This is a genomic window from Sphingobium sp. OAS761 (genome assembly GCF_024168485.1).
In the GTDB taxonomy this organism is placed as follows: domain Bacteria; phylum Pseudomonadota; class Alphaproteobacteria; order Sphingomonadales; family Sphingomonadaceae; genus Sphingobium.
On record NZ_JALJVY010000008.1, the window covers coordinates 92,310 to 115,492 of the forward strand.

The window sequence follows — 23,183 nt, forward strand, 5'->3', positions numbered from 1 at the left end:
CCTTTTGCGACGGGCGGAGGATCAGAAGGCGAAGTCGATGCCGACACGCAGCGTGCGCGGGCGCAGCGGCGTGTAATAGTCGGTCCGCAGGTCGAACGGCGTGCCCAGTGAAAAGCGGTTGCCGTTGCTGTCCAGCAGGTTCGTGACGGACAGCGAATATTGAATCTGACCCCGGATCAGGCTGGCCGACAGGCTGGTATCGACATAGTTGCCCTGTGTCTGGCCCAGGATAGGCCCGACGCCGAGCCGCGACTTGCCGACATAGCGGGCCGCGCCGTTCAGATGGACATCCATGTCCGCATCGACGGGTGCGCGATAATCGAATGCCAGACGTCCACCCAGGTCGGCGACATTGGGCAGGGACAGGGTTTCGTCCCGATCGAGCAGGGCGCGGACCAGCATGGTAGGGCGCGTCAGCCGGCTGTCATTGTAGATAATGCTGCCGTCCAGCGTGAACCGGGGCGTGGCGCGCGCGACGATGCGGCCTTCGATCGTATATATGCGCCCGTCGCCGATATTGGCAGTCGCGGGCAGGCCCGCGCGGTCGGTAACGTCGGCCTGGATGTCACGCCAGTCGGTATAGGCGACATTGGCGCTCAGCGCGATCGTGTCGCGTCCCGGCACGCCTTTGCGGAAGCCCGCTTCGACCGTGGAGATGCGGTCGTTCCGGAACCGGCGGATACGCTGGTCGTCCACCGCCAGCCCGCCGGGGCGGAACCCCTGCTGGAAGCGGGCATAAATCGTAACCCCCGGAATTGCGTCGGTCAGCAGCGATGCGGAGGGCAGGAACATGGTTTCGCTGCGGTCCGCCTGCGCTTCGGCGCGGGCGAGATCGGTCGAGGACAGGGCGGCCGTCGGATCTATCGCCTCGCCCGACAGGCGGCTGTTGGTCAACCGTCCGCCGACAGTGGCGATCACTCCGCGCAGCGGCTCGAACGACGCTTCGCCGAACAGCGTCGCTTCCTTGATGCCGTTGCGCACGCCGGTCGCGCTCGCCGGACGCCCCAAGCCATAGACGGGCACGCCGGGGATCACCTCCGGCAGGTCCGGGCCCGGCCCGAAGGACGTCAGCGATCGCTCGATGTCGGACGTGCTCTGAAGGTAGGACATGCCCAAAATCCAGCCCAGGCCATTGTCCAGGTCGCGCACCAGACGGTTCTCGGTCGAAAAAATGTCGACGCGGTTGCGCTGATGAAAGGTTGCGGGCGCGTCGCCCGGTTGGGTCGCGTCGTAGGTTTCCGACAGGATATGCCGGACCAGGCCGGTGGACGACACGAAACGCAGATTGTCCCATTGCCGTTCGATGCGGACATTACCCATCAGATAATCGGCATAATAGGGCTGCGCGACCGACGAAGCGCGCTCGAGCGTGCCGGCGGACCTTATTGCATATTGGGCGTCGTCGCCGTCGATATGCTGGTAGACGCCGGTCAGGTCGATGGTCCATTCGTCGTTCGGCGAAATACGCAGCGCCGCGCGACCGCCCCAGGTGCGGACCCGGTTCACATCGTGCTCGTCCCTGCGAATATCGTCGATATAGCCGCCTTCCTGCACGCCATAGCCTACGATCCGCAGCGCAACCTTTTCCGAAAGGATCGGCAGGTTCAGCGTGGCGGACACGTCGCCGCCCGGATCGCCATGCTGGGTGGCGGACAGGCCCGCCGAAACCTGTCCGCCAAATTCCGCCAGGTTGGGGACATTGGGCATGATGCGGACGATGCCGCCCAACGATCCCGCGCCGTAGAGCGTGCCCTGCGGACCTTCCAGCACCTCCACCCGTCCGACATCATAGAGCTTCAGGTCGGGGTCGGGCGCTGCATAGTTGAGCCGCATGTCGCCGAAATACTGGCCCGTGGTCGACTGGGTCGGGCCGGCGACGCCCGAATCCGCGATGGCCCGGATGAACAGCTTGTTGCGGCCGTTGCCCGCATGCGTCGAACTCAGGCTGGCGACGCGGGCGAGCAGGCTGGCGGTCCCGTTGGCGGCCTCGCCGGTGGTGAAGATCCGGCTGTCCAGCGCATCCACCATGCCCGCGTAGCGCAGCAGCGGGGTATCGCGCTTGGATGCGGTCACGATGATCTGCGGTTCGGGCTGCGCGGCGACGGGGACGGCCGGAGCGGGGCGGGAAGGGGGCGCCGTACCGGGCCGCGCGCTCGGGGGTGCCCGCTCGATGCGCCAGTTTCCGGCGGCGATGCGCCGGGCGCGCGTGCCGGTGCCGTTCAGCAGGCGGCGCAACGCTGCCTCGGTCGCCAAATGTCCCTGAACGCCGCCGGTCGGGATCGCGGCGAGCGACTGGTCCGACATGCCGATGCTCGTGCCCGTCTGACGGCCGAGCGCGATCGCCGCCTCGCCCAGCCTTCCGGGGGCGATGCTGATACTGTGTCTGTCCGCCCCATATGCAGGCGTTGCGCTCGCCGAAACGAGGGCGGTGACGATCAGAAGATCAGCTCTTTGGCCCATCCCCTTCCTTCAGCAGCCATCCGTCACCCTGCCGGACGGCGGTCAGGCCCATCAGCGGCGCCGCGCCGTTGAAAAATCGCGCCGGATCCCTGTCGATCAGGATCGTGCCTGTGAACCGCATCGCGCGTGCGCCGGCCGAGGTGTTCACCTGGATGCCCAATGTGCGGGCGATGTCTTCGGCAATGTCGCCGACCGGCATGTTGCTGTAGGTCAGCCGACCCTCGCGCCAGCTGGCGACCGCACTTGGGGCGATGTCCGTCATCCGCAATCCCTGCGCATCGTCGGCAAGTCCGCGGCCCGCCGGCAGGCTGATCGCCTCGGCGCTCGGGTTGTAGATCACCCTGCCTTCCGACACGCCGATCCGTGTGGCCCGGCTGGTGTGGACGATGTTGAACATGGTGCCCGCGTCCTCGAATATCGCGTCGCCCACGGTGACGCGGAACGGGTCGGCGGCATCATGTCGCACGGTGAAAGCCGCTTCGCCGCTGTCCAGCGCGGCAAAACGCGCGTTCCTGTGATCCAGCCGCAGGGTGGTCGCGCCGTTCAGGTCGATCCGTGTGCCGTCATCCAGCGCGATGGTCCGGCTTTCGCCCGGGCGAGTCTGGACCGTGTAGATGTCGCTGCGGTTCATCATGCCGACGGACAGGGTCGCGACGAGCGCCGCCGCGATCGCACCACCGCCGATCCAGCGCCAGGCAGCGCGCCGCCCGACCCCCGCGTCGTTGGCGGCGACCGGCATCGCCACCGGCTCGGGCGGGATCAGGCTGTCCAGCCCATCATCCGCCGCCATCAGTGCGTCATAGGCCTCGGCCCGCGCGGGATCGCCCTCCAGCCAGCGGGTGAAGGTCTCCCAATCGGTAAAGGCAGGGTCGCGCGTGCGGATCACCCACGCCAGCGCCTCCTCGTTCATCGTCGCTCCAACCCCGTTCATCTTATGCCCCTTGCAGAGCCTGACGCCGCCGACCCGTTCATTCCGTATCCAGTTTCTGCTTGAGTGCCAGCATCGCGCGATATGCTCTTTGCAGATCCTTCTCGACCGTGGTCAGGCTGACGCCCAGTTCCTCGGCGATCATCTTCTGCCCGACGCCCTCGATCCTGAAACGGCGGAACACCAATTCGACCCGCGGGCCAAGATCGCGCAACACCGCACGCGCCTGGTCCAGCCTTTGGTTGAGGATCATTCGCTCGTCGACCGCCACCTGTTCGGCCGGGTCCGCCATCACGCCGCCGGCGCCGCCCGCCCAGTCCTGCTCGCGGCGTTCTCGCCGGATGGAGGAACGGTAACGGTCCAGTACCAGGTTGTTGGCCATGCGATACAGATAGGGCAAAGGATCGGCGACCGGGCCCAGATCCTTGGCCTCCAGCTTCATCCACATGTCCTGCAACATGTCCTCGGCGTCCTCTCCCGCGCCACGAGCGCGCAGGAACCGCAGCAGTGCGGCGCGGTTGGACATGAATATCGCGGAAAGGCCGGTGGCCATGCCTGTCTCGGGTCCAGTTCTGGCAAGTCAGGGACGTTGCCATAGAAGGGCGAACGGGGTTTTGGCAATCGGCAAGCTGTTTACCTGTCCCCGCGCCTGTTCTAGTGGTTCGATTCTGACATTCGATACCGTTCGAGGCCAAGTATCGCTCGAATGCCACAATCTTTTCGGGCCACTGGAAATATTTGATTCTGGTGGATTTCAATCCACTGGCGCGGGGATGGACACGGGTGGAAGACGGGCGGGGCGCATGACGGAAGGTCTGGACAGGGCGGCGGCACAGGCGGCGGGCATGGACCCGGACCGCCTGGCGGCGCTGATCGACGGACTGGACGCGCGCTACATCCTGTCGGGCAAGCTGCCCCACATGCATTTTACCCTGTCCCGCGACGAACGGCCGCTGGTGGCGGTCACGCGTGGGGCTGGCCGCGCCACCGGCGCCGCCCTAGCCGACGACGCGCTCTATCGCATCGCCTCCATGACCAAGCCGGTGACGTCCGTCGCGTTCATGATGCTGGTGGAGGACGGACGGGTGGCGCTGGACACGCCGGTTGCCGACGTCATTCCCGAATTTGCCGATCTCCCGGTGGGGCCGACGGCGCGGCGTCGCCCTCGTCGGCCGATGCGCATGGTCGACCTGCTGCGTCATACCTCAGGGCTGACCTACGGGCTTCAACGCCAGACGGCGATAGACGCGCGTTATCGCGACCTGGGCCTGGACGATTTTCAGCAGAAGCGGACGTCGGACGATTTCGTGTCGGACCTGGCCTCGATACCGCTGGAATTCTCGCCGGGCGAACGCTGGAACTATTCGGTGTCGACCGATGTCCTTGGCGTCGTGGTGGAACGGCTGTCGGGATGCGATCTGGGCAGCGTGTTCCGCAGCCGGATATTCGATCCGCTCGGCATGGCCGACACCGGCTTCGTGCTGCCCGATGACAAGGCCGATCGAATGACCGATGCCTGGCGGCTCGATGAAGAGGGGCAGATGTCGGTGGCCGACCTCGGCGCCCGCAGCGGATGGCGGCGGCAGGGCCGGTTCCTGTCGGGCGGCGGGGGCCTCATATCCTCGGTCGCCGACTATCAACGCTTCGCCCGGATGCTGTTGCGCGGCGGGGAACTCGACGGCGCGCGCCTGCTTCGGCCCGAAACCATGGCACAGATGCGGGCCAACGCCCTGCCGCGCGGGCGCGACCTCGCCGCCATGTCGAACGCCATGTTCAGCGAATCCGATTATCAGGGCGTGGGTTTCGGTCTGGGCTTCGCGGTCGAACTGGGCAGCGGCGAATATTATTGGGGCGGGGTATTCTCGACCTATTTCTGGATCGACCCGGTGGAAAGGCTGATCGGCATCTTCATGACGCAATTGCTGCCGTCCAGCGCCTATCCGGTCCGGGACGAGCTGCGGCAGGGCGTATCGCAGGCGATCGCGACGTCGCGCCGCCCCTGACGCTGCCCTCTGCCGTCCAGACATAATTTCCTTGCTGCACTGCAAAATGGCGTGGCGCGGTCGGGGGCGCTGTGTCATCATCGCCCATGACTCACGATAGGGATGGTGCCGCATGAATCTCAAGGGCGAAACCAGGCTTCCCCGGCCCGCGCCGCGGCAGGTCGATCCGGAAGTTCTTGCCCATGAGATCGTGGAACGGCTGACCTATCGCATCGGCAAGAACGCCGCCGCCGCCAAGCCGCACGACTGGCTTCATGCCGTCATCCTCTCGATCCGCGACCGGGTTATCGACGCATGGATCAAGTCGACCCAGAAAACCTATGAGGAGGAAGGGCGCCGGGTCTATTATCTCAGCCTGGAATTTCTGATCGGGCGGCTGATGCGCGATGCCGCGTCGAACATGGAAATGCTGGACGACATGCAGGCCGCGCTGGCGTCGCTGGGCGTCGACATCGACATCATCGCCGCGCTGGAACCCGACGCTGCGCTGGGCAATGGCGGCCTGGGACGGCTGGCGGCCTGTTTCATGGAAAGCATGGCGACGGTGGACGTGCCTGCTTACGGCTACGGCATCCGCTACGTGAACGGCATGTTTCGCCAGGAAATCAGCGACGGGTGGCAGGTCGAACTGCCCGAAAACTGGCTGGCGCACGGCAATCCCTGGGAATTCGAGCGGCGCGAGGCAAGCTATGAGGTCGGGTTCGGCGGGCGCGTCGATCCGGCGGAGGAAGAGGCGGCCGGTCCCCACCAGATGCACTGGAAGCCGGCGGAGCGCGTCATCGCCACCCCATATGACACGCCGATCGCGGGCTGGCGGGGCAAGCGGGTCAACACGTTGCGCCTGTGGGAAGCGCAGCCGATCGATCCGATCCTGCTCGACAAGTTCAACGCCGGCGACCATCTGGGGGCGCTGTCCGAAAGCAACCGTGCAGAAGCGTTGACGCGCGTCCTCTATCCTGCCGACTCCTCGCCGGCCGGGCAGGAACTCAGGCTGCGGCAGGAATATTTCTTCTCCTCCGCCTCGCTTCAGGACATCGCGCGGCGGCACATGCAATATTTCGGCGTGATCCAGACACTGCCGGACAAGGCCGCGATCCAGCTCAACGATACCCACCCCGCCGTCGCCGTCGCCGAATTGATGCGCATCCTGCTCGACGATCACGGGCTGGATTTCGACGAGGCCTGGGACATCACCCGCCGGACCTTCAGCTACACCAACCATACATTGTTGCCCGAAGCGCTGGAAAGCTGGCCGGTGCCGTTGTTCGAACGGCTGCTGCCCCGGCACATGCAGATCGTCTACGCCGTCAACAGCCGCCTGCTGGCCGAGGCGCGCCGCTCTCAGAAGTTCGATGACGGCGCGATCGGCGCGATTTCCCTGATCGACGAAGGCGGCGACCGGCGGGTGCGCATGGGCAATCTGGCCTTCGCCGGTTCACACAAGGTCAACGGCGTGTCCGCGCTGCACACCGAACTGATGAAGGAAACGGTGTTCGCCGACCTGCACCGGCTCTACCCCGCACGCATCAACAACAAAACCAACGGTGTCACCTTCCGCCGCTGGCTGATGCAGTGCAATCATGGCTTGTTCGAACTGATCCGCGAAGCTATCGGCGACGCGTTCATGGACGATGCCGAAAAACTGCGCGAGCTTGATCGGTTCGCCGACGATGCGGCCTTTCGCGAGAAGTTCGTCGCGGTGAAACGCGCGAACAAGGCGGCGCTGTCGGACCTGCTGCGCAAGCGGGTGAACGCGCGGATCGACCCGTCCGCCCTGTTCGATATCCACATCAAGCGGATCCACGAATATAAGCGGCAACTGCTCAACATTATCGAGGCGGTGTCGCTCTACGACCAGATCCGGTCCCATCCGGAAAAGAACTGGGTGCCGCGCGTCAAGCTGTTCGGCGGCAAGGCTGCTCCCAGCTACCATAATGCCAAGCTGATCATAAAGCTGGCGAACGACGTGGCCCGTGCGGTCAATCACGATCCTGCGGTACAGGGCTTGCTGAAGGTCCAGTTCGTGCCCAATTACAACGTGACCATGGCGGAAATGATGATCCCGGCCGCCGATCTTTCCGAACAGATTTCGACCGCGGGTATGGAAGCGTCGGGCACCGGCAACATGAAGTTCGCGGTCAACGGCGCGCTGACCATCGGCACGCTGGACGGTGCCAATGTCGAAATGCGCGATCATGTGGGCGAAGACAATATCGTGATCTTCGGCCTTACCGCGCAGGAAGTGAACGAACGGCGCGCCAGCGGCTATGATCCGCGCGCGGTCATCGCACAAAGCCGCGAACTCGGGCAGGCGCTCGACGCAATCGCGGGCGGCGTCTTTTCGCCCGACGATCCGGATCGCTACAAGGCGTTGATAGAGGGCATATATGACCATGACTGGTTCATGCTCGCCGCAGATTTCGACAGCTATTCGGCGGCGCAGCGATCGGTGGACCGGCTGTGGAGCGACGAGACGCTGTGGGCGAAGAAGGTGATCCACAATGTCGCGCGCATGGGGTGGTTCTCGTCCGACCGGACGATCCGCGAATATGCGCGTGACATCTGGAAGATGACGGCATGACGGTGAAGCGAGGTTAGGCGATATGCTGACGCCGGAGCAGATCGACCGGCTGGTGCAGGGGCGCGAGGACGATCCCTTCTCCACGCTAGGCGTGCATCCGGCGGGTACCGGCTTCACGGCCTGCGTCCTCATGCCCGACGCGTCCAGCGTTACCGCGCAGACCCTGGCGGGCAAGGCGGTAGGCGACCTGGAACGGGTCCATTCCGATGGCCTGTTCCATGGCAAGGTATCGGTGCGCAAACGCCAGCCGCTGCGCTACATCGCCCGCTATGCCGACGGCAGCGATTATGCGCTGGTCGACCCCTACGGCTTCGGCCCGGTTCTGGGGCCCATGGACGATCATTATTTCGCGCAGGGGTCGCATGCCCGGCTGTTCGACAAGATGGGCGCGCATGTCATCACCCATGACGGTGTAACCGGTACGCATTTCGCGCTCTGGGCGCCCAATGCGCGGCGCGTGGCGGTGGTCGGGGACTTCAACCGCTGGGACGGGCGCCGCGGGCTGATGCGCCATCGCGCCGATGCCGGCGTCTGGGAGATTTTCGTGCCGGAGGTCGGCGCCGGCGCCACCTACAAGTTCGAGATTGTCGGCGCGGACGGCGCCCTGCTGCCGCTCAAGTCCGATCCCTTCGCCTTCCGGTCCGAACTGCGACCGTCGACGGCCTCGATCGTCGCAGCGCCGCTCGATCACGCCTGGGGGGACGAACGGCATCGCGCTTTCTGGCAGGGCGCCGATGCCCGGCGCCAGCCCGTGTCGATCTACGAAGTCCATGCCGGATCGTGGCAGCGCGACGATCATGGGCAGTTTCTGGACTGGGATGCCCTTGCAAACCGGCTGATCCCCTATGTGGTGGGGATGGGGTTCACCCATATCGAATTCCTGCCGGTCAGCGAATATCCCTATGACCCGAGCTGGGGCTATCAGACGCTCGGACTTTATGCGCCGACCGCGCGCTTCGGCGATCCTGCCGGGTTCGCCCGCTTCGTCGACGGCGCGCACAAGGCGGGCGTGGGCGTCCTGCTGGACTGGGTGCCCGCGCATTTCCCAACCGACGAACATGGTCTTGCCCGGTTCGACGGCACCGCGCTCTACGAACATGCCGACCCGCGCAAAGGCTTTCATCCCGACTGGAACACCGCCATCTACAATTTCGGGCGGCGGGAAGTGGCGCAGTTCCTGCTCAACAACGCGTTGTTCTGGGCGGAGCGCTATCATGTCGACGGTCTGCGCGTCGATGCGGTCGCATCCATGCTCTATCTCGATTATTCGCGCCAGCCCGGCGAATGGGTGCCAAACGCCCGGGGTGGACGGGAAAATGAGGAGGCGGTCGATTTTCTGCGGCAGATGAACCGGGCGCTCTACGGCACCCATCCCGGCGTCATGACGATCGCGGAGGAATCGACGAGCTGGCCCGGCGTGTCGCGCCCGGTCGACGGTGGCGGGCTCGGGTTCGGGTTCAAATGGAATATGGGGTTCATGCACGACACGCTGCGCTATCTGGCGCGCGATCCGGTGCACCGGTGCCATCATCATGACGACATCACCTTCGGCCTGCTCTACGCCTTTGACGAAAATTTCGTCCTTGCGCTCAGTCATGACGAGGTGGTGCACGGCAAATCGTCGCTGCTGCACAAGATGGCGGGCGACGACTGGCAGAAATTCGCCAGCCTGCGCGCCTATTACGGGTTCATGTGGGGCTATCCCGGCAAAAAGCTGCTGTTCATGGGACAGGAATTCGCGCAGCGGGCGGAATGGGATGAGGGCAAGGCGCTCGACTGGCCGCTGCTCGATCATGCGCCGCATCAGGGCGTGCAACGGCTCGTTGCCGATCTCAACCGACTCTACCGCTCGCGCACCGCGCTCCACGCGCGCGATTGCGAGCCGGAAGGGTTCGAATGGGTGCTGGTCGATGCGAAGGCGGATTCGGTGTTCGTCTGGGTCAGGCGCGCTCCCGGCACGCGGCCAATCGTGGTGATCAGCCATTTCACGCCGTTGCTGCGCCACGGATATCGCCTGCGCCTGCCTTCGGGCGGGCGGTGGCGCGAGATATTGAACAGCGACGCGGCCGTTTATGGCGGCTCCGGCGCGGGAAATATGGGCATCGTCGAAGCGGATGAGGAAGGATGGGCCAGTGTCACCATCCCGCCGCTGGCAACCATGATGCTCGAACTGGATTATTGATACAAACGGGCGCGCCAGGGAGACGATGTCGCAATGCAGAGCAAATACCAGCCTATCGCGCGCGACGCGATGGCTTATGTCCTGGCCGGCGGGCGCGGTAGCCGTCTGGCCGAACTGACCGACCGGCGGGCCAAGCCCGCCGTGCATTTCGGCGGCAAGGCGCGCATCATCGATTTTGCCCTGTCCAATGCGCTGAACAGCGGCATCCGCAGGATCGGCGTCGCCACCCAGTACAAGGCGCACTCGCTGATCCGGCATCTCCAGCGCGGCTGGAACTTCTTTCGCACCGAACGCAACGAAAGTTTTGACATCCTCCCCGCCAGCCAGCGCATTTCCGAAAGCCAGTGGTACGAGGGGACGGCCGACGCCGTATTCCAGAATATCGACATCATCGAAAGCTATGCGCCCGAATATATGGTCCTGCTGGCGGGCGATCATGTTTACAAGATGGATTATGAACGCATGCTCCAGCAGCATGTGGACAGCGGCGCGGACGTGACCGTCGGCTGCCTGGAAGTGCCGCGCGCCGACGCGAGCGGCTTCGGCGTGATGCATGTTGACGAAAAGGACGTGATCACCGCCTTCGTCGAAAAACCCAAGGACCCGCCGGCCATCCCCGGCCAGCCGGGCGTGGCGCTCGCCTCCATGGGCATCTATGTCTTTCAGACCCGGTTCCTGATCGAACAGTTGCGCCGCGATGCGGACGATCGCGACAGTCGCCGGGATTTTGGAGGCGACATCATCCCCTATATCGTGCGGCACGGAAAGGCGGTGGCCCACAGATTTTCCGACAGTTGCATCCGCGCCGAAAGCGAGCGCGTGCCCTATTGGCGCGATGTCGGAACCATAGACGCCTATTGGCAGGCCAATATCGACCTGACCGATGTGGTCCCTTCGCTCGACCTCTACGACCGCAGCTGGCCGCTCTGGACCTATTCGGAAGTCACGCCGCCTGCCAAGTTCGTCCATAATGAGGACGGACGGCGCGGGTCGGCGACCTCCTCGCTGGTTGCTGGCGGATGCATCGTCTCAGGCTCATCGCTCCATCGCAGCCTGCTCTTTTCGGGCGTGCGCACGCACAGCTTCTCGTCGGTGACGGAAAGCGTGATCATGCCCAATTGCGAGATCGGGCGCGGCGCACGCCTGCACAAATGCGTCGTGGATTCGGGCATCATCATCCCGCCGGGCCTGATCATCGGGGAAAATCCGGATCAGGATGCACAACATTTCCGTCGCACCGACAGCGGCATTTGCCTGGTGACGCAGCCCATGATCGACCGGCTTTCCGCCTGATGCTTCCATGACCATGAAGCTGCTGTCGGTCGCCTCCGAAATCTATCCGCTGGTCAAGACCGGCGGGCTGGCCGACGTGGTCGGCGCGCTGCCGGGTGCGCTGGCGGGAGAGGGCATCGAAAGTCGCACCCTCGTGCCAGGCTATCCCGCTGTCCTTGCGCGCCTGGGCAAGGCAAAGCCGGTGCGGCGCTATTCCGACCTGTTCGGTGCCGCCGCGTCCCTGCTGGCTGCCCATGTCGGCGGGCTCGACCTTTTGGTTCTCGACGCGCCCGACTTCTTCGCGCGAGACGGCGGCCCCTATGGCGATCAGGGCGGTAACGACTGGCCGGACAATTGGCGCCGCTTTGCGGCCCTGTCGCGCGTCGGCGCGGATGTGGCCGAAGGGTCGCTCAAGGGCTGGCGCCCCGACATCGTGCATGGCCACGACTGGCAGGCGTCCCTGACCGCCGCCTATATGCGCTTCGGCCCGGCCCGGGCGGTGCCGAAAGTCGTGACGATCCACAATCTCGCCTTCCAGGGGCGTTACGCCGCCGAGATATTCCCCGCGCTGGGGTTGCCGGCGGAGGCGTGGGGCGTCGACGGGGTCGAATATTATGGCGGTGTCGGCTATCTCAAGGCAGGGCTGGTTTCCGCCGATGCGATCACCACCGTCAGCCCGACCTACGCGCAGGAAATCCGGTCGCCGCTGCATGGCATGGGCCTGGACGGCCTGATCAACGGGCGAGTCGACCGGCTTCACGGCATATTGAACGGGATCGATACCGCGATATGGGATCCGTCGGCCGATCCGCTCGTGCCGCGCGCCTATGGCGGCCGGTCGCTCGGCGCGCGCGCGGACAATCGCCGCGTCCTGGAACGGCATTTCGGACTGGACCGGGGCGACGGCCCCATCTTCATCATCGTCAGCCGCCTGACCTGGCAAAAGGGCATGGACCTGATGGCCGACGCCATCGATCATCTGGTCGGGCTCGGCGGCCGACTGGCCGTGCTGGGGTCGGGCGATCATGCGCTGGAAGGCGCCTTTCTGGCGGCGGCGGACAGGCATCGCGGACGAGTCGGGGTGCGTATCGGCTATGACGAGATACTCTCGCACCTGATGCAGGCGGGCGGGGACGCCATCCTCATCCCCTCGCGCTTCGAACCGTGCGGCCTGACCCAGCTTTATGCACTGCGTTATGGCTGTGTGCCGGTGGTGGCGCGGGTAGGCGGCCTGGCCGACACGGTGATCGACGCCAATGAAGCCGCGCTCGCCGCCGGAGGCGCGACCGGCCTCATGTTCGCGCCCGACGATCCGCTCGCCTTGCACGGGGCGATCGGCCGCGCCATCGCGCTGCACGCCGACCGGGGGCTTTGGCAGGGGATGCAGCGCGCGGCGATGCGCGCGGATTTCTCCTGGACGCGCAGCGCCGGGCGCTATGCGGCGCTTTACCGCGCGTTGCTGGCCGACCCGGCGTGACCGACAGGCCGGGCTCGCCCCGTATTACGGCATCCGGCGTGACATTCAGCGTCCATGCTCCCGATGCCGCCGGGCTGTGGCTCTGCCTGTTCGATGGTGATGACCGCGAAACCCGGCTCCCCATGCGCGCGCGGGACGGTGTCTGGCATAGCGACGTGCCGGGCCTGCGCGCCGGCGCGCGCTACGGCCTTCGGGCGGACGGTCCCTATGATCCGGCCGCCGCGCTCTGGTTCGATCCCGAAAAGCTGCTGCTGGACCCCTATGCCACCGCGATCGACCGTGCCTTCGCCTATGATGCCGTGCTGGCCGCGCCGCGCGGGAAGGGGGGCGACACCGCGACCCTCATGCCAAAGGGCGTTGTGGAAAGGCCGTTGCCGCCTGTTCCGCCGCAGCCCGCCCGTCTGACGGAAGGCGGACTGATCTACGAACTCCATACGCGCGGTTTCACCATGCGCCATCCCGACGTGCCGGCCGAACAGCGCGGGACAATCGCCGCGCTGGCGCATCCGGCCGTCATCGATCATCTGCGCAGGCTTCACGTCTCGGCCATAGAACTGATGCCGGTCAATGCCTGGATCGACGAACGGCATCTCGGGCCGCTCGGCCTGAGCAACTATTGGGGGTACAATCCCGTCAACTGGTTCGCGCTCGACCCGCGGCTGGCCCCCGGCGGCATGGCGGAACTGCGCGACAGCGTCGCCGCGCTGCATGATGCGGGGATCGGCGTGATATTGGACATGGTCTATAATCACGACGGCGAAAGCGACGCGCTGGGGCCTATCCTTTCCTTGCGCGGGCTGGATGCCCGCGGCTATTTCCGGCACGAACCTGACGGGCGGCTGATCAACGACACGGGAACCGGCAACAGCATCGCCTGCAACCGGCCGCCGGTGCGTGACATGATCCTCGCCTCCCTCCGCCATTTCGTGGCTCAGGCCGGAATTGACGGCTTCCGCTTCGATCTCGGCCCGGCGCTCGGCCGCCTCGATGGTGGCTTCGATCCCGGGGCTCCCCTGCTGGACGCGATGCGAAGCGACCCGGTGCTTGGCGACCGCATCCTGATCGCGGAACCGTGGGACATCGGCCCGGGCGGCTATCAACTTGGCCGTTTCGGGCCGGGCTGGCTCGAATGGAACGACCGCTACCGCGATGACATGCGCCGTTTCTGGCGTGGCGACGCGGGGATGCTGGGCGCCTTCGCCACGCGCCTTGCCGGATCGTCGGATATTTTCGGCGCCGACAGGACGCGCAGCGTCAATTTCCTCGCCGCCCATGACGGGTTCACCCTGGGCGACCTGACCTGTTATGCCCGGCGCCACAACGAAGCCAATGGCGAGGATAATCGCGACGGCCATGGCGAAAATTTCAGCTGGAACCATGGCGTCGAGGGGGCCTGCGACGATCCGGCGGTGCAGGCCGCGCGCCGTCGCGACGTCATGGCTTTGCTGTCCACCCTTTTCTGTTCGCGCGGGGCGATCATGCTGACCGCCGGCGACGAATTCGGCCGGACCCAGCATGGCAACAACAATGCCTATGCGCAGGACAATGCCATCAGCTGGGTCGACTGGGACGGGCGCGACCTTGAGGTGGAAGCCCATGCCTTCGCGCTGGCGGCCCTGCGCGCCCACCAGGCCGACCTGCGCGGCACGGCGATGCTGACCGATGCCGATGTCGAATGGCTGGACGAGGCGGGGCAGGGCATGACGGCCGCCCGGTGGGAAGAGCCGGGCCGTCGCCGCCTTGTCCTGCGCTATCGCGGCAGCGGGCTCGCCCTGTGCATCAACGGCGAGGACGACGCCTGCGCCTTCCATCTGCCGGACGAAACCGTCACGGTGGCGGCGCGCAGCCTGTCGGTCATTCCACCGGCACGCCGAACAGGTCCGGCCGCCGCAGCCGCAGCGCCATCAGCAGGATAGCCAGCTTCCCGTCGGCGATCTCCTTGCGCGCCATCATCGTCCACAGCATGTCCAGCGACAGTTCGTGGACGGTGATATTCTCCTGCTCGTCGGGATGACCGCCGCCATCCTCGATCCTGTCGTCGGCGCGATATTCGGCCAGGAAATAGTCGATCTTTTCGGTAACGACGCTGGGGATGCTCCAGATCTGGCCGATATGGGCCAGCGCGTCGAGCCGCACGCCCGCTTCCTCCAATGCCTCGCGCCGGGCACAGCTTTCGGCCGTCTCGTCGATCAGGCCCGCGATCGCTTCCATCATGTCCGGCAATCCCGCCAGCGTCACCGGCGCGCGGGGCATCGACACGGTCAGCGCTACCCTGCGCTCCGCGTCATAGGGCAGGACCGCGATCGCCGGGCGCATCTCCACGACATGCCGTTCGAACATATCGCCGCCCGGCGCACGGACATGCGCCATGACGACATTGAGCCAGCCCCGATAGACAGGGCGGGTAGACAGTATCTCGGTCATGCGGCCCAGCCTAGGGCAGGGCGGCGATGGGGGAAAGGGGGGCGTGCGCCCCGCGAACGATCCGCTTCAGGCGACGACCTGGAAATTATCCGCCGACAGCACGACCGGATAATCGAACGTCGCGAACAGGATCGGGGCTATCGTACCGTTGCCGTCGGCGTCGTAATAGAGCCTGCTCTCGACCTGATTGAAGAGGATGCGGTCCTGCGCATCGAGCGCCACCGATCCCGCGTGGAAGGCCGCTGGGTCGAGTGCGCCGATCGCGCCTACCTGCGTGAAGATCGACGCTGACAAGGCGATGCTGTCATCCGCCTGCGAAAAGTCGGCGATGGCATCAATGTTACCGGACCCGATCGCCGAGCTGAAACGGAAAATATCCGCACCCGCCCCGCCGGTCATCTTGTCCTTGCCGAGGCCACCGTCCAGCAGATCCGCGCCGTCCCCGCCTTTCAATTCGTCGTCCCCAAGCCCGCCGTAAAGCATGTCGGCATCGGCATTGCCCTCCAATCGATCGTTGCCGCTGTCTCCAAATAGCTGGTCCGCTCCCGGGCCGCCGGTCAGAAAGTCATTACCCTCTTCGCCACGCAGAATGTCCGCGCCAAAATTTGCGGCTATCCGGTTGTGCAGGCTGTTGCCGGTCAGCGTCTGGCCGGTGGCTGACGTGCCCGTAAGATTTTCGATATAGTCGCCGAGCGTGAAGGAGGAGAATGCCGTCATGATCGCATCGTCATTGCCACCACTCGCGATCTCGATCACGCGATCGCCAACATTGTCGATAATATAGGTGTCATTGTTGCGTCCGCCGGACATGATGTCCGCGCCCGCGCCGCCATCAAGCCAGTCGTTGCCGGCGTCATCGGTCAATATATCGTCACCGGCGCCGCCGATCAGCCGATTATTATAAGGATTGCCGATCAGTTCCTGCCCATCATTGGAAAGGGCGATCAGATTTTCCATGCTGTTGGGCAGCATATAGCCATTGATACTGGTATATACGGTGTCGGAACCTTCGACGTCGTCGATTACGTCGCCGACATTGTCGACATAATAGGTGTCGTCGCCATAATAACCGACCATCAGGTCCGCGCCGGCGCCGCCGTCGATAACGGCGCCCCAGCCTTTCGCTATGATGATGTTATCCATCGCATTGCCGGTGGCATGGATCATCGCGCCGACCTGTTCGGTATCGGGTGCTTCGATGGTCAGATTTTCGATATTGTCCGGCAGCGCGTAGTTCAGCAACCGGGTATAGATCGTGTCGTTGCCGGCGTCGGGATTCTCGATCACGATGTCACCCGTTGCATCAACCACATAGATGTCATCGCCGCCGCCGCCGGCCATCCGGTCATCGCCCGTCAGGCCAAGCAATATTTCCGCCTCTGAAGTGCCATTCAGTGTGTCGGCATCGCCGGTGCCGGTTATTACGGGCCGGTTAGACGTTATGTCGAGCGCTTCGCCGAAAGCGGCATGGTTACGGATATTTCCGACCGTCAGGACGGTGCCGTCCTCCATGGCAAAGAGCTGAATGCTGTCCTGGCCACCGCTGAACGACCAGTTACCGATCATGCTTTGGTCGAAATTGGTGAGCGAGGTATCGCCCACGTCGAAGCGCGCCTGGGGCAAGTGTCCGCTCAGCAGCAAATGCGGCTGCCATGCGCTGCCCGCGGCGTCCGGGTCGATGTAGAGGCCATCGCGCAGCGACAGATAGCCGGCCGTGAACGGGTTGGTAACGCCATCCCAGCCGATCAGGACGTCGCGTAGATAGTCCCGGATATAGATGTAATCACTCGATTTGCTGAAATCAGGCAATTCGATCAGCGTGCCGGGTTCGAATGGGGCATAAGTGCGCTGGAGCACAACCTTGTCACCGCCACCGCCCAGGGTGATGGTCTGATAGCGGCTGCGTGGATCGACGATCACAACTTCGTTTCCGGCGCCCAGTTGGATGTCGGCACGCAACACGGAACCGACATAGACCCAGTCTTCGCTCCCGCGCACGGTCACACTGTCCAGATAGCGGTTCTGCGCATCGAATATGATGACATCGCGTCCTGATTTGCCATCGAGCAGGATCGTGCTGGGCGCCATGTCGCCCGACCGCGCGACATAAAGTTCGTCATTGCCCCCGCCGCCGAGAAGTTGGTCATCGCCGCCGAAACGGTCGACCAGCAGGTCGCTGCCAGGGCCCCAATAATAAAAACCCTGTCCGACGTTGCCGCTGCCGTTCAATATATCATCGCCGACATTGCCCATCAGCGTGTCGGAACCGCCTGCGCGCCCGCCCGACAAAATATTTCCGCCAGGACCGGCCTGAATGAAGTCGTTGCCGCCCCCGCCGTCGATGAAGTTGGCACCGGTGCCGCCCGGCAGCCATTCCGATACCCCCTCGCCCGAGTAAATATTTGTGTAGCCGTAATAGCTGTAATTGCCCTCTATTCCTGCCGGATCGAGGCCGATATTGTCGGTGGTGAGGGACGATGCGGCCACATTCCGGAAAGTGATCAGTGTTGCAAACCCGTTGGAATTGCCGCTCCCGTCACGATCCATCTCCAACAATGTGTCGGCTCCGGACTGGACCACACGCAGATAGCCGGCGCTGAACGGGTTGTCGCCGAAATCCCACCCGGACAAACTGTTCACCAGAAACTGGATCAGTTCGATCCGATCCGTACCGACATCGAAATCCTGGATCGCCAGCGTGCCGGCGGTGGGCTGTCCGGCTTCTCCCGGCGCCAGCCTCACTGTGTCCGCCCCGCTACCCAGTGTGACTCTATGGCGGCCGCCTGACATGTCGATCGTGACACTGTCGTTACCGCTGCCACCGTCGACGTTGCTCGACGCCACGCCCCCTATCAATATCGTATCGCCACCCGTGCCGCCGCGAACGGTGAGCGTATCGACGTGGCGACCGATCGCTTCGAATATCAGGCTGTCGTTGCCGCTGCCGCCATCCATGACGATATTGCTGGGCGGCGGCGCGGTTCCCCGGTACACTTCGATCAAGTCGTCGCCCGCCTCACCGTACAGCTTGTCGTTACCGCCTGCATTGTCGCGAAGGATGTCCAACCCATCCGTGCCGTTATTTGCCGCGGTGTTGCCGAACAACACGTCGTCGCCCGGCCCGCCATTCATGATGTCGACGCCAGCGCCGCCCTCTAATATGTCGTTGCCCGGGCCGCCAAACATCCGGTCATCCCCGGCAAGGCCGCGCAGGAGGTCGTCGCCGCTCGTGCCTTCAAGCCGTTCGCTCGCGTCGGTGCCCGGGACGATATTGAGGCTGGTAGCCTGTAACGAAAAGGAAGCGGGTGTGTCGCCCGTGATGCCCAGATAATAGGTGCCGCTCGTGGCGACGGTGAAAGGCATGGTGCCGTCGCCCGACACGAAGCTGGTCAGGCGGTGCCCGGCCTGGTCATAGATGTCCAGGCGGGCGCGGCTGGCTCCGGCAAGCAGGATGTCGAAACGGATGTCCTGCCCCGCATTCAGTGCGACCGCATACCAGTCGCGATCGCCAGTCCGGTCGATGGCGCCGAAAACTTCTTTGCCAACGGCCAGGGTATGATCGGTCTGTTCGCGGCCGAAGAGGTTGTCGCCTGCCCTTCCTTCGGAAAATCCCTGCGCGACCCAGTGGGCGAGCGCGCCCTCCGCGCCCAGCCCCCGTGCACCCAGATCCCCGTTGCTGAGCAGATAGGCGACAGCATCGAAACTGGTCTTCCGTCCCTCGCCCGAACCGTAGGTGATGAAGTGGCGCGTCGCTGCGGCGGCGTCGGTGCCGAATGCGACGATCAGGTCGCCATAGGTCGCGGTATAGCGCAGCGCGTCGAAGCTTATGGAGCGCCCTTCGCTCGCGCCATATTGGATGAAATGGCGTGCGGCCGCCGCCTCGTCGGTGCGGAACGTGGTGATCAGGTCGCCATAGGATGCGGTATAGGCCAACGCGTCGAAGCGGATGGTGCGGCCTTCAGCCTCGCCATAGCGCGCATAATGGTCCCGGCCCTTCTGCGGGTCGGCACCCAACCCGATCCGCAGGTCAGCATAGGACGCGATGTAGCGAAGCGCCTCGGCATCCGTCCAAGTCGAACTGTCCACGGCAATTGTCCTTTCCGGCATTGCGATCAGAATAAAGTGCAGGGTGAGCAACCTTAATTCTTCGATCTATGCGAATTCATCCCTGTCGGAACTGTAGGGTCGGCTATTTCGTGTAGCCACTGTTATATTTACCCGTCGGGGTGCAGCGATGATCCGTGCCATTGTCGCGCCGGGCTGAGCCGCATTGATGCCGCAGCCCTGAAGGGGGCTTTGTCAGGCGGCTGTGCGGGGCGGCAAAGATGGTGAGTCCAGCTGGGCTCGAACCAGCGACCTACTGATTAAAAGTCAGTTGCTCTACCGACTGAGCTATGGACCCATCCAGACGGTGCCGGACCCCCTAAAGAGGGCGGGCCGCATGGTCAACCTCTTGTCGTGACCTTGGCGCGCGCTTTTGCGGCACGCGCGCGCAAATGCGTGATCCGCAGGCCCGTTTCGGGGTCGCGCCCGTGCGGATGGATCGCGTGGGCCGGCGCCAGCACGAACGGCCGCGTGCGAAAGGCGGGATGGGGGACGGTCAGCCCGGCACCGCGCCAGCGCCCGCCCGACCACAGGATGATGTCGATATCCATGCTGCGCGCGCCCCAGCGCCTGTAGCGCCGCCGTCCCAGCCCCGTCTCGATCGCCTGGCAAAGCGCCAGCATCGCGGGCGGGGGCAGGGGGCTTTCGACCAGCAGCGCGCTGTTGGCGAAGCGCCGCGAAGACGGACCGACCGGCGCCGTGTCGAAAACCGGCGCCTGCGCGACAATCCTTGCCCGCGCGCCGATCAGTGCCGCCGCTTCGGCGATCAGGCGGGCGGGCGTGCGCGCCGCCGACAGCGGCCGGTTCGATCCCAGCGCCAGAAGATAGAGGTGCGCGCTTGCCTGCATCATGACTTGGCGCCTATCTGCCCGGGATGACCGTGACCAGCCCCTTGCCCGCCACCGAACCTCCGCGCGATTGCCCGCGCTGCCCGCGCCTGGTGGACTATCGCCATGCCTGCCGCGCGGAATTCCCTGACTGGTGGAACGCGCCGGTGCCCGCCTTCGGCGACCCGGCGGCGCGCATCGCGATCGTCGGCCTCGCGCCCGGAAAGCATGGCGCCAACCGCACCGGGCGGCCGTTCACGGGCGATTATGCCGGCGACTTGCTGTTCGCGACGCTGGCAAAATTCGGCCTGTCCGAAGGTCAATATGACGCGCGCGCCGACGACGGCCTGACCTTGCGCGACATCATCATCCTCAATTCGGTCAAATGCCTGCCGCCGCAGAACAAGCCGCAGCCCGACGAAATCCGTGCCTGCCGCCCGTTTCTGGCGGATGGCGTGGCGGCACTGCCCAACGCCCGCACCTTCATCGCGCTGGGCCAGATCGCGCACCAGTCGGCGGTGAAGATATTGGGCGGCAAACTGCCCAAGGCGCGCTTCGCGCATCTCGCCGAACACCGGATGCCCGACGGGCGGATGCTGATCGACAGCTATCATTGCTCGCGGTACAACACCAACACCGGGCGCCTGACTGCCGCCATGTTCGAAGCGGTCTTCGCCCGTGCGCTGGAGCTCAGCCGAGCGTGAGGCTGTCGAGGTAGCATCCGTCGGGCGGCCCGTCGATCGCCGCCATCATCGGGGCGATGACCGCCTTGTCCAGTTGCGGCCCGGCGGCCTTGTGGGCCTCCACGCTTGTCCACCGTTCGATGAAGACGAAGCGCCGTTCGTTGCCGATGTCGCGCAGCAGTTCGACGCCGTCGCAGCCGGGCAGCGCGCGGACCGCATCGGCCAGCGTGCGCAGCGCCGTTTCCAGCGTGGCGTCCATCCCTTCGCGGGCGGTCATCATGTAATGGCGTGCGACGCTCATCGTCCTGCTCCCTCTGCTCTTCTATATGTCCTGCACGATCCGACCATAGAGGTCGGGCCGGCGGTCGCGGAAAAAGCCCATGCCCGCGCGATGGATGCGTGCCCGTTCCAGGTCCAGCGTGGCGACCAGCGCGCCGCTGTCCCTCGCGTTCGCCTCGGCGGCGAAGTCGCCCCATTCGTCGCTGATGAAGCTGTGGCCGTAGAATGTCTGGCCTTCCTCTTCCTCGCCGATGCGGTTGGCGGCGATCACCGGCATGCAGTTGCTGACCGCATGGCCGATCATCGCGCGCCGCCACATGCGGCTGGTGTCGAGTTCCGCATCATAGGGTTCGGAACCGATCGCGGTCGGGTAGAACAGCATCTCCGCGCCCATCAGCGCCATGCAGCGCGCGGTTTCGGGATACCATTGGTCCCAGCATATGCCGACGCCGATGGTGCCGTATTTCGTCTTCCAGACCTTGAAGCCGCTGTTGCCGGGACGGAAATAATATTTTTCCTCATAGCCTGGCCCGTCGGGAATATGGCTCTTGCGATAGACGCCCATGATCTCGCCTGTATCGTCGATCATCGCGAGCGAGTTGTAATAATGCTGCCCGTCACGCTCGAAATAGCTGGTGGGGATATAGACGCCCAGTTCCTTTGCCAGCTTGCGCATCTCCTGCACCGCGGCATGTTCGTCGGTCGGCCGGGCGCCGGCGAACAGCGCCTCGTCCTCGACGCGGCAGAAATAGGGGCCTTCGAACAGTTCGGGCGGCAGGATGATCTTGGCGCCGCGCATGGCGGCCTTGCGCACATGGGCGGCGACCATGGCGATATTGTCCGCCATGTCGTCCGAAAAGGCGAGTTGCAGGGCGGCGACCGTCACTTTCGTCATCACTGTTTCCGTCATTTCAGGCCAAGGGCATCTGCTGGCTGCAACAATGAAAGCTGCCGCCACCCGACAATATGGCATCGCTGCGCAGTCCGACAATCTCCCGGCCCGGAAAGAATGGGCGCAACGCATCCAGCGCGGACTGGTCGTTCGGGCGGCCATAGACGGGCACGATGACGGCGGCGTTGCCGACATAGAAATTCATGTAGCTTGCCGGGATCGGTTCGCCCTCCACGACGACCAGGCCGGGGGAGGGGATGTCCACCACCTCCACCCCGTGTGCCCGCGCCCGCGCGCGCGCGTCCGCGTAGACGGCGGCATTGGGGTCGTCGTCCGTGGTGGCGAGCGGCAGCGCCAGCAGGCCCGGCGCCACGAAGCGGGCGAGATTGTCGACATGCCCGTCGGTATGGTCGTTCAGCAACCCGTCGCCCAGCCACAGCATGTCCGACAGGCCCAGCGCGCCCGCCAGCAGCGTCTCTATCTTGCCACGATCCAGGTCCGGATTGCGATTGGGGTTCAGCAGGCATTGCCGGGTGGTGACGAACAGGCCGGTGCCGTCGGTATCCACGGCGCCGCCCTCGAACACCCAGTTCTGCGATGCGGTAGGCAGGCCGGTCGTCGCGGCCAGCCGCGCGCCGATATCCTCGTCGCCCGGCATCCTGTACTTGCCGCCCCAGCCGTTGAAGCCGAAATCCACCAGCGCACGCTCGCCCATGCCGTTCAGCACCGCGATCGGCGCCGTGTCGCGCAGCCAGACGTCGCCCAGCGTCTGGATCACGATCTCCACGCCCGGCGCGGCCAGCACGCGCGCGGCGTCGGCATCCTCCCGCGTCGCGACGACCAGCCGGACCGCCTCGCCCTTGCCATCGGCATGCAAGGCGCTGGCGAAGTCGGCAATCTGCCGCCGGGCGCCGTCGAAAGCGCCGGGCCATTCTTCCGGGTTGGTCGGAAAGCCGATCCAGGTCCATTCATGCGGTGCCCATTCGGCGGGCATGCGGAAAGTCATGGCATTTGTCCTTGCCCGGCGCGCCGGCCGGTCCATGATAGGGGGATGATGCGCGCTCCATAGCG

Annotated in this window: 16 protein-coding genes and 1 tRNA gene; 7 read left to right on the forward strand and 10 right to left on the reverse strand. The window is 64.9% G+C overall.

The features are described 5' to 3' along the window. Positions 1 to 21: 21 nt before the first annotated feature. Genes J3E64_RS12180 through J3E64_RS12190 form a run of 3 tightly spaced genes read right to left on the reverse strand, consistent with a single transcriptional unit; the run spans position 22 to position 3,941 of the window. Complete coding sequence (locus tag J3E64_RS12180; protein WP_253343217.1) at positions 22 to 2,460, reverse strand: TonB-dependent receptor; 2,439 nt, start codon at positions 2,458 to 2,460, stop codon at positions 22 to 24. Further along, the gene (locus J3E64_RS12185; RefSeq protein ID WP_253343219.1) at positions 2,444 to 3,391 is read right to left on the reverse strand and encodes a FecR domain-containing protein; all 948 of its coding nucleotides are present in this window, start codon (positions 3,389 to 3,391) and stop codon (positions 2,444 to 2,446) included. The genes J3E64_RS12180 and J3E64_RS12185 overlap by 17 nt, the downstream gene beginning before the upstream one ends. A 37-nt stretch (positions 3,392 to 3,428) precedes the next feature. Further along, positions 3,429 to 3,941: an RNA polymerase sigma factor gene (locus tag J3E64_RS12190; protein ID WP_253343221.1), complete on the reverse strand. Its 513-nt coding sequence runs from the start codon at positions 3,939 to 3,941 to the stop codon at positions 3,429 to 3,431. 250 nt (positions 3,942 to 4,191) lie between these two features. Between J3E64_RS12190 and J3E64_RS12195 the strand changes: the two genes are divergently transcribed. The 6 genes from J3E64_RS12195 to glgX all read left to right on the forward strand — a co-directional run bounded on the left by J3E64_RS12195 (position 4,192) and on the right by glgX (position 14,819). Beyond that, positions 4,192 to 5,391, forward strand: coding sequence for a serine hydrolase (locus tag J3E64_RS12195; RefSeq protein WP_253343223.1), 1,200 nt, complete (start codon positions 4,192 to 4,194; stop codon positions 5,389 to 5,391). Between the two features lie 112 nt (positions 5,392 to 5,503). Continuing rightward, positions 5,504 to 7,972 carry a glycogen/starch/alpha-glucan phosphorylase gene (locus tag J3E64_RS12200; protein ID WP_253343225.1) on the forward strand — a complete coding sequence of 823 codons (2,469 nt, stop codon included), beginning with the start codon at positions 5,504 to 5,506 and terminating at the stop codon, positions 7,970 to 7,972. A gap of 22 nt (positions 7,973 to 7,994) precedes the next feature. Then, entirely contained in the window at positions 7,995 to 10,154 is a 2,160-nt protein-coding gene (glgB, locus tag J3E64_RS12205) for a 1,4-alpha-glucan branching protein GlgB (protein ID WP_253343227.1), read from the forward strand. 33 nt (positions 10,155 to 10,187) lie between these two features. Continuing rightward, positions 10,188 to 11,447 carry a glucose-1-phosphate adenylyltransferase gene (gene glgC / locus J3E64_RS12210; protein ID WP_253343229.1) on the forward strand — a complete coding sequence of 420 codons (1,260 nt, stop codon included), beginning with the start codon at positions 10,188 to 10,190 and terminating at the stop codon, positions 11,445 to 11,447. Positions 11,448 to 11,454: 7 nt separating this feature from the next. Next, positions 11,455 to 12,903 (forward strand): glycogen synthase GlgA, encoded by a 1,449-nt coding sequence (gene glgA, locus J3E64_RS12215; protein ID WP_253343231.1) that lies wholly within the window; start codon positions 11,455 to 11,457, stop codon positions 12,901 to 12,903. Next, entirely contained in the window at positions 12,900 to 14,819 is a 1,920-nt protein-coding gene (gene glgX / locus J3E64_RS12220; protein WP_253343233.1) for a glycogen debranching protein GlgX, read from the forward strand. The genes glgA and glgX overlap by 4 nt, the downstream gene beginning before the upstream one ends. Here the strand turns inward: glgX and J3E64_RS12225 are convergent. The 4 genes from J3E64_RS12225 to folK form a co-directional block, all read right to left on the reverse strand. Beyond that, positions 14,758 to 15,327 carry an NUDIX hydrolase gene (locus J3E64_RS12225; protein WP_253343235.1) on the reverse strand — a complete coding sequence of 190 codons (570 nt, stop codon included), beginning with the start codon at positions 15,325 to 15,327 and terminating at the stop codon, positions 14,758 to 14,760. The two genes, glgX and J3E64_RS12225, sit on opposite strands and share 62 nt — an antisense overlap. Positions 15,328 to 15,393: 66 nt before the next feature. Continuing rightward, positions 15,394 to 19,413 carry a calcium-binding protein gene (locus J3E64_RS12230; protein WP_253343237.1) on the reverse strand — a complete coding sequence of 1,340 codons (4,020 nt, stop codon included), beginning with the start codon at positions 19,411 to 19,413 and terminating at the stop codon, positions 15,394 to 15,396. A gap of 240 nt (positions 19,414 to 19,653) precedes the next feature. Continuing rightward, a tRNA-Lys gene (locus J3E64_RS12235) sits at positions 19,654 to 19,729 on the reverse strand. A 43-nt stretch (positions 19,730 to 19,772) separates the two neighbouring features. Further along, positions 19,773 to 20,282, reverse strand: coding sequence for a 2-amino-4-hydroxy-6-hydroxymethyldihydropteridine diphosphokinase (gene folK / locus J3E64_RS12240; protein WP_253343239.1), 510 nt, complete (start codon positions 20,280 to 20,282; stop codon positions 19,773 to 19,775). A 23-nt stretch (positions 20,283 to 20,305) separates the two neighbouring features. Between folK and J3E64_RS12245 the strand changes: the two genes are divergently transcribed. Beyond that, complete coding sequence (locus J3E64_RS12245; RefSeq protein WP_253343241.1) at positions 20,306 to 20,962, forward strand: uracil-DNA glycosylase; 657 nt, start codon at positions 20,306 to 20,308, stop codon at positions 20,960 to 20,962. Here J3E64_RS12245 and J3E64_RS12250 read toward each other — a convergent pair. The 3 genes from J3E64_RS12250 to J3E64_RS12260 are packed head-to-tail and all read right to left on the reverse strand — an operon-like array spanning position 20,949 to position 23,118. Beyond that, positions 20,949 to 21,242, reverse strand: coding sequence for a putative quinol monooxygenase (locus tag J3E64_RS12250; RefSeq protein ID WP_253343243.1), 294 nt, complete (start codon positions 21,240 to 21,242; stop codon positions 20,949 to 20,951). The genes J3E64_RS12245 and J3E64_RS12250 overlap by 14 nt on opposite strands. A gap of 21 nt (positions 21,243 to 21,263) precedes the next feature. Continuing rightward, complete coding sequence (gene aguB, locus J3E64_RS12255) at positions 21,264 to 22,115, reverse strand: N-carbamoylputrescine amidase (RefSeq protein WP_253343245.1); 852 nt, start codon at positions 22,113 to 22,115, stop codon at positions 21,264 to 21,266. Between the two features lie 16 nt (positions 22,116 to 22,131). After that, positions 22,132 to 23,118, reverse strand: a complete 987-nt coding sequence (locus J3E64_RS12260; protein ID WP_253343247.1) for an agmatine deiminase family protein — start codon at positions 23,116 to 23,118, stop codon at positions 22,132 to 22,134. Positions 23,119 to 23,183 lie beyond the last annotated feature (65 nt).

Excerpts from the sequence above, each read along its gene's own strand:
- J3E64_RS12180 (WP_253343217.1), bottom strand. The coding sequence starts at position 2,460 with ATGGGCCAAAGAGCTGATCTTCTGATCGTCACCGCCCTCGTTTCGGCG.
- J3E64_RS12185 (WP_253343219.1), bottom strand. The coding sequence starts at position 3,391 with ATGAACGGGGTTGGAGCGACGATGAACGAGGAGGCGCTGGCGTGGGTG.
- J3E64_RS12190 (WP_253343221.1), bottom strand. The coding sequence starts at position 3,941 with ATGGCCACCGGCCTTTCCGCGATATTCATGTCCAACCGCGCCGCACTG.
- J3E64_RS12195 (WP_253343223.1), top strand. The coding sequence starts at position 4,192 with ATGACGGAAGGTCTGGACAGGGCGGCGGCACAGGCGGCGGGCATGGAC.
- J3E64_RS12200 (WP_253343225.1), top strand. The coding sequence starts at position 5,504 with ATGAATCTCAAGGGCGAAACCAGGCTTCCCCGGCCCGCGCCGCGGCAG.
- glgB (WP_253343227.1), top strand. The coding sequence starts at position 7,995 with ATGCTGACGCCGGAGCAGATCGACCGGCTGGTGCAGGGGCGCGAGGAC.
- glgC (WP_253343229.1), top strand. The coding sequence starts at position 10,188 with ATGCAGAGCAAATACCAGCCTATCGCGCGCGACGCGATGGCTTATGTC.
- glgA (WP_253343231.1), top strand. The coding sequence starts at position 11,455 with ATGACCATGAAGCTGCTGTCGGTCGCCTCCGAAATCTATCCGCTGGTC.
- J3E64_RS12225 (WP_253343235.1), bottom strand. The coding sequence starts at position 15,327 with ATGACCGAGATACTGTCTACCCGCCCTGTCTATCGGGGCTGGCTCAAT.
- folK (WP_253343239.1), bottom strand. The coding sequence starts at position 20,282 with ATGATGCAGGCAAGCGCGCACCTCTATCTTCTGGCGCTGGGATCGAAC.
- J3E64_RS12245 (WP_253343241.1), top strand. The coding sequence starts at position 20,306 with ATGACCGTGACCAGCCCCTTGCCCGCCACCGAACCTCCGCGCGATTGC.
- J3E64_RS12250 (WP_253343243.1), bottom strand. The coding sequence starts at position 21,242 with ATGAGCGTCGCACGCCATTACATGATGACCGCCCGCGAAGGGATGGAC.
- aguB (WP_253343245.1), bottom strand. The coding sequence starts at position 22,115 with ATGACGAAAGTGACGGTCGCCGCCCTGCAACTCGCCTTTTCGGACGAC.
- J3E64_RS12260 (WP_253343247.1), bottom strand. The coding sequence starts at position 23,118 with ATGACTTTCCGCATGCCCGCCGAATGGGCACCGCATGAATGGACCTGG.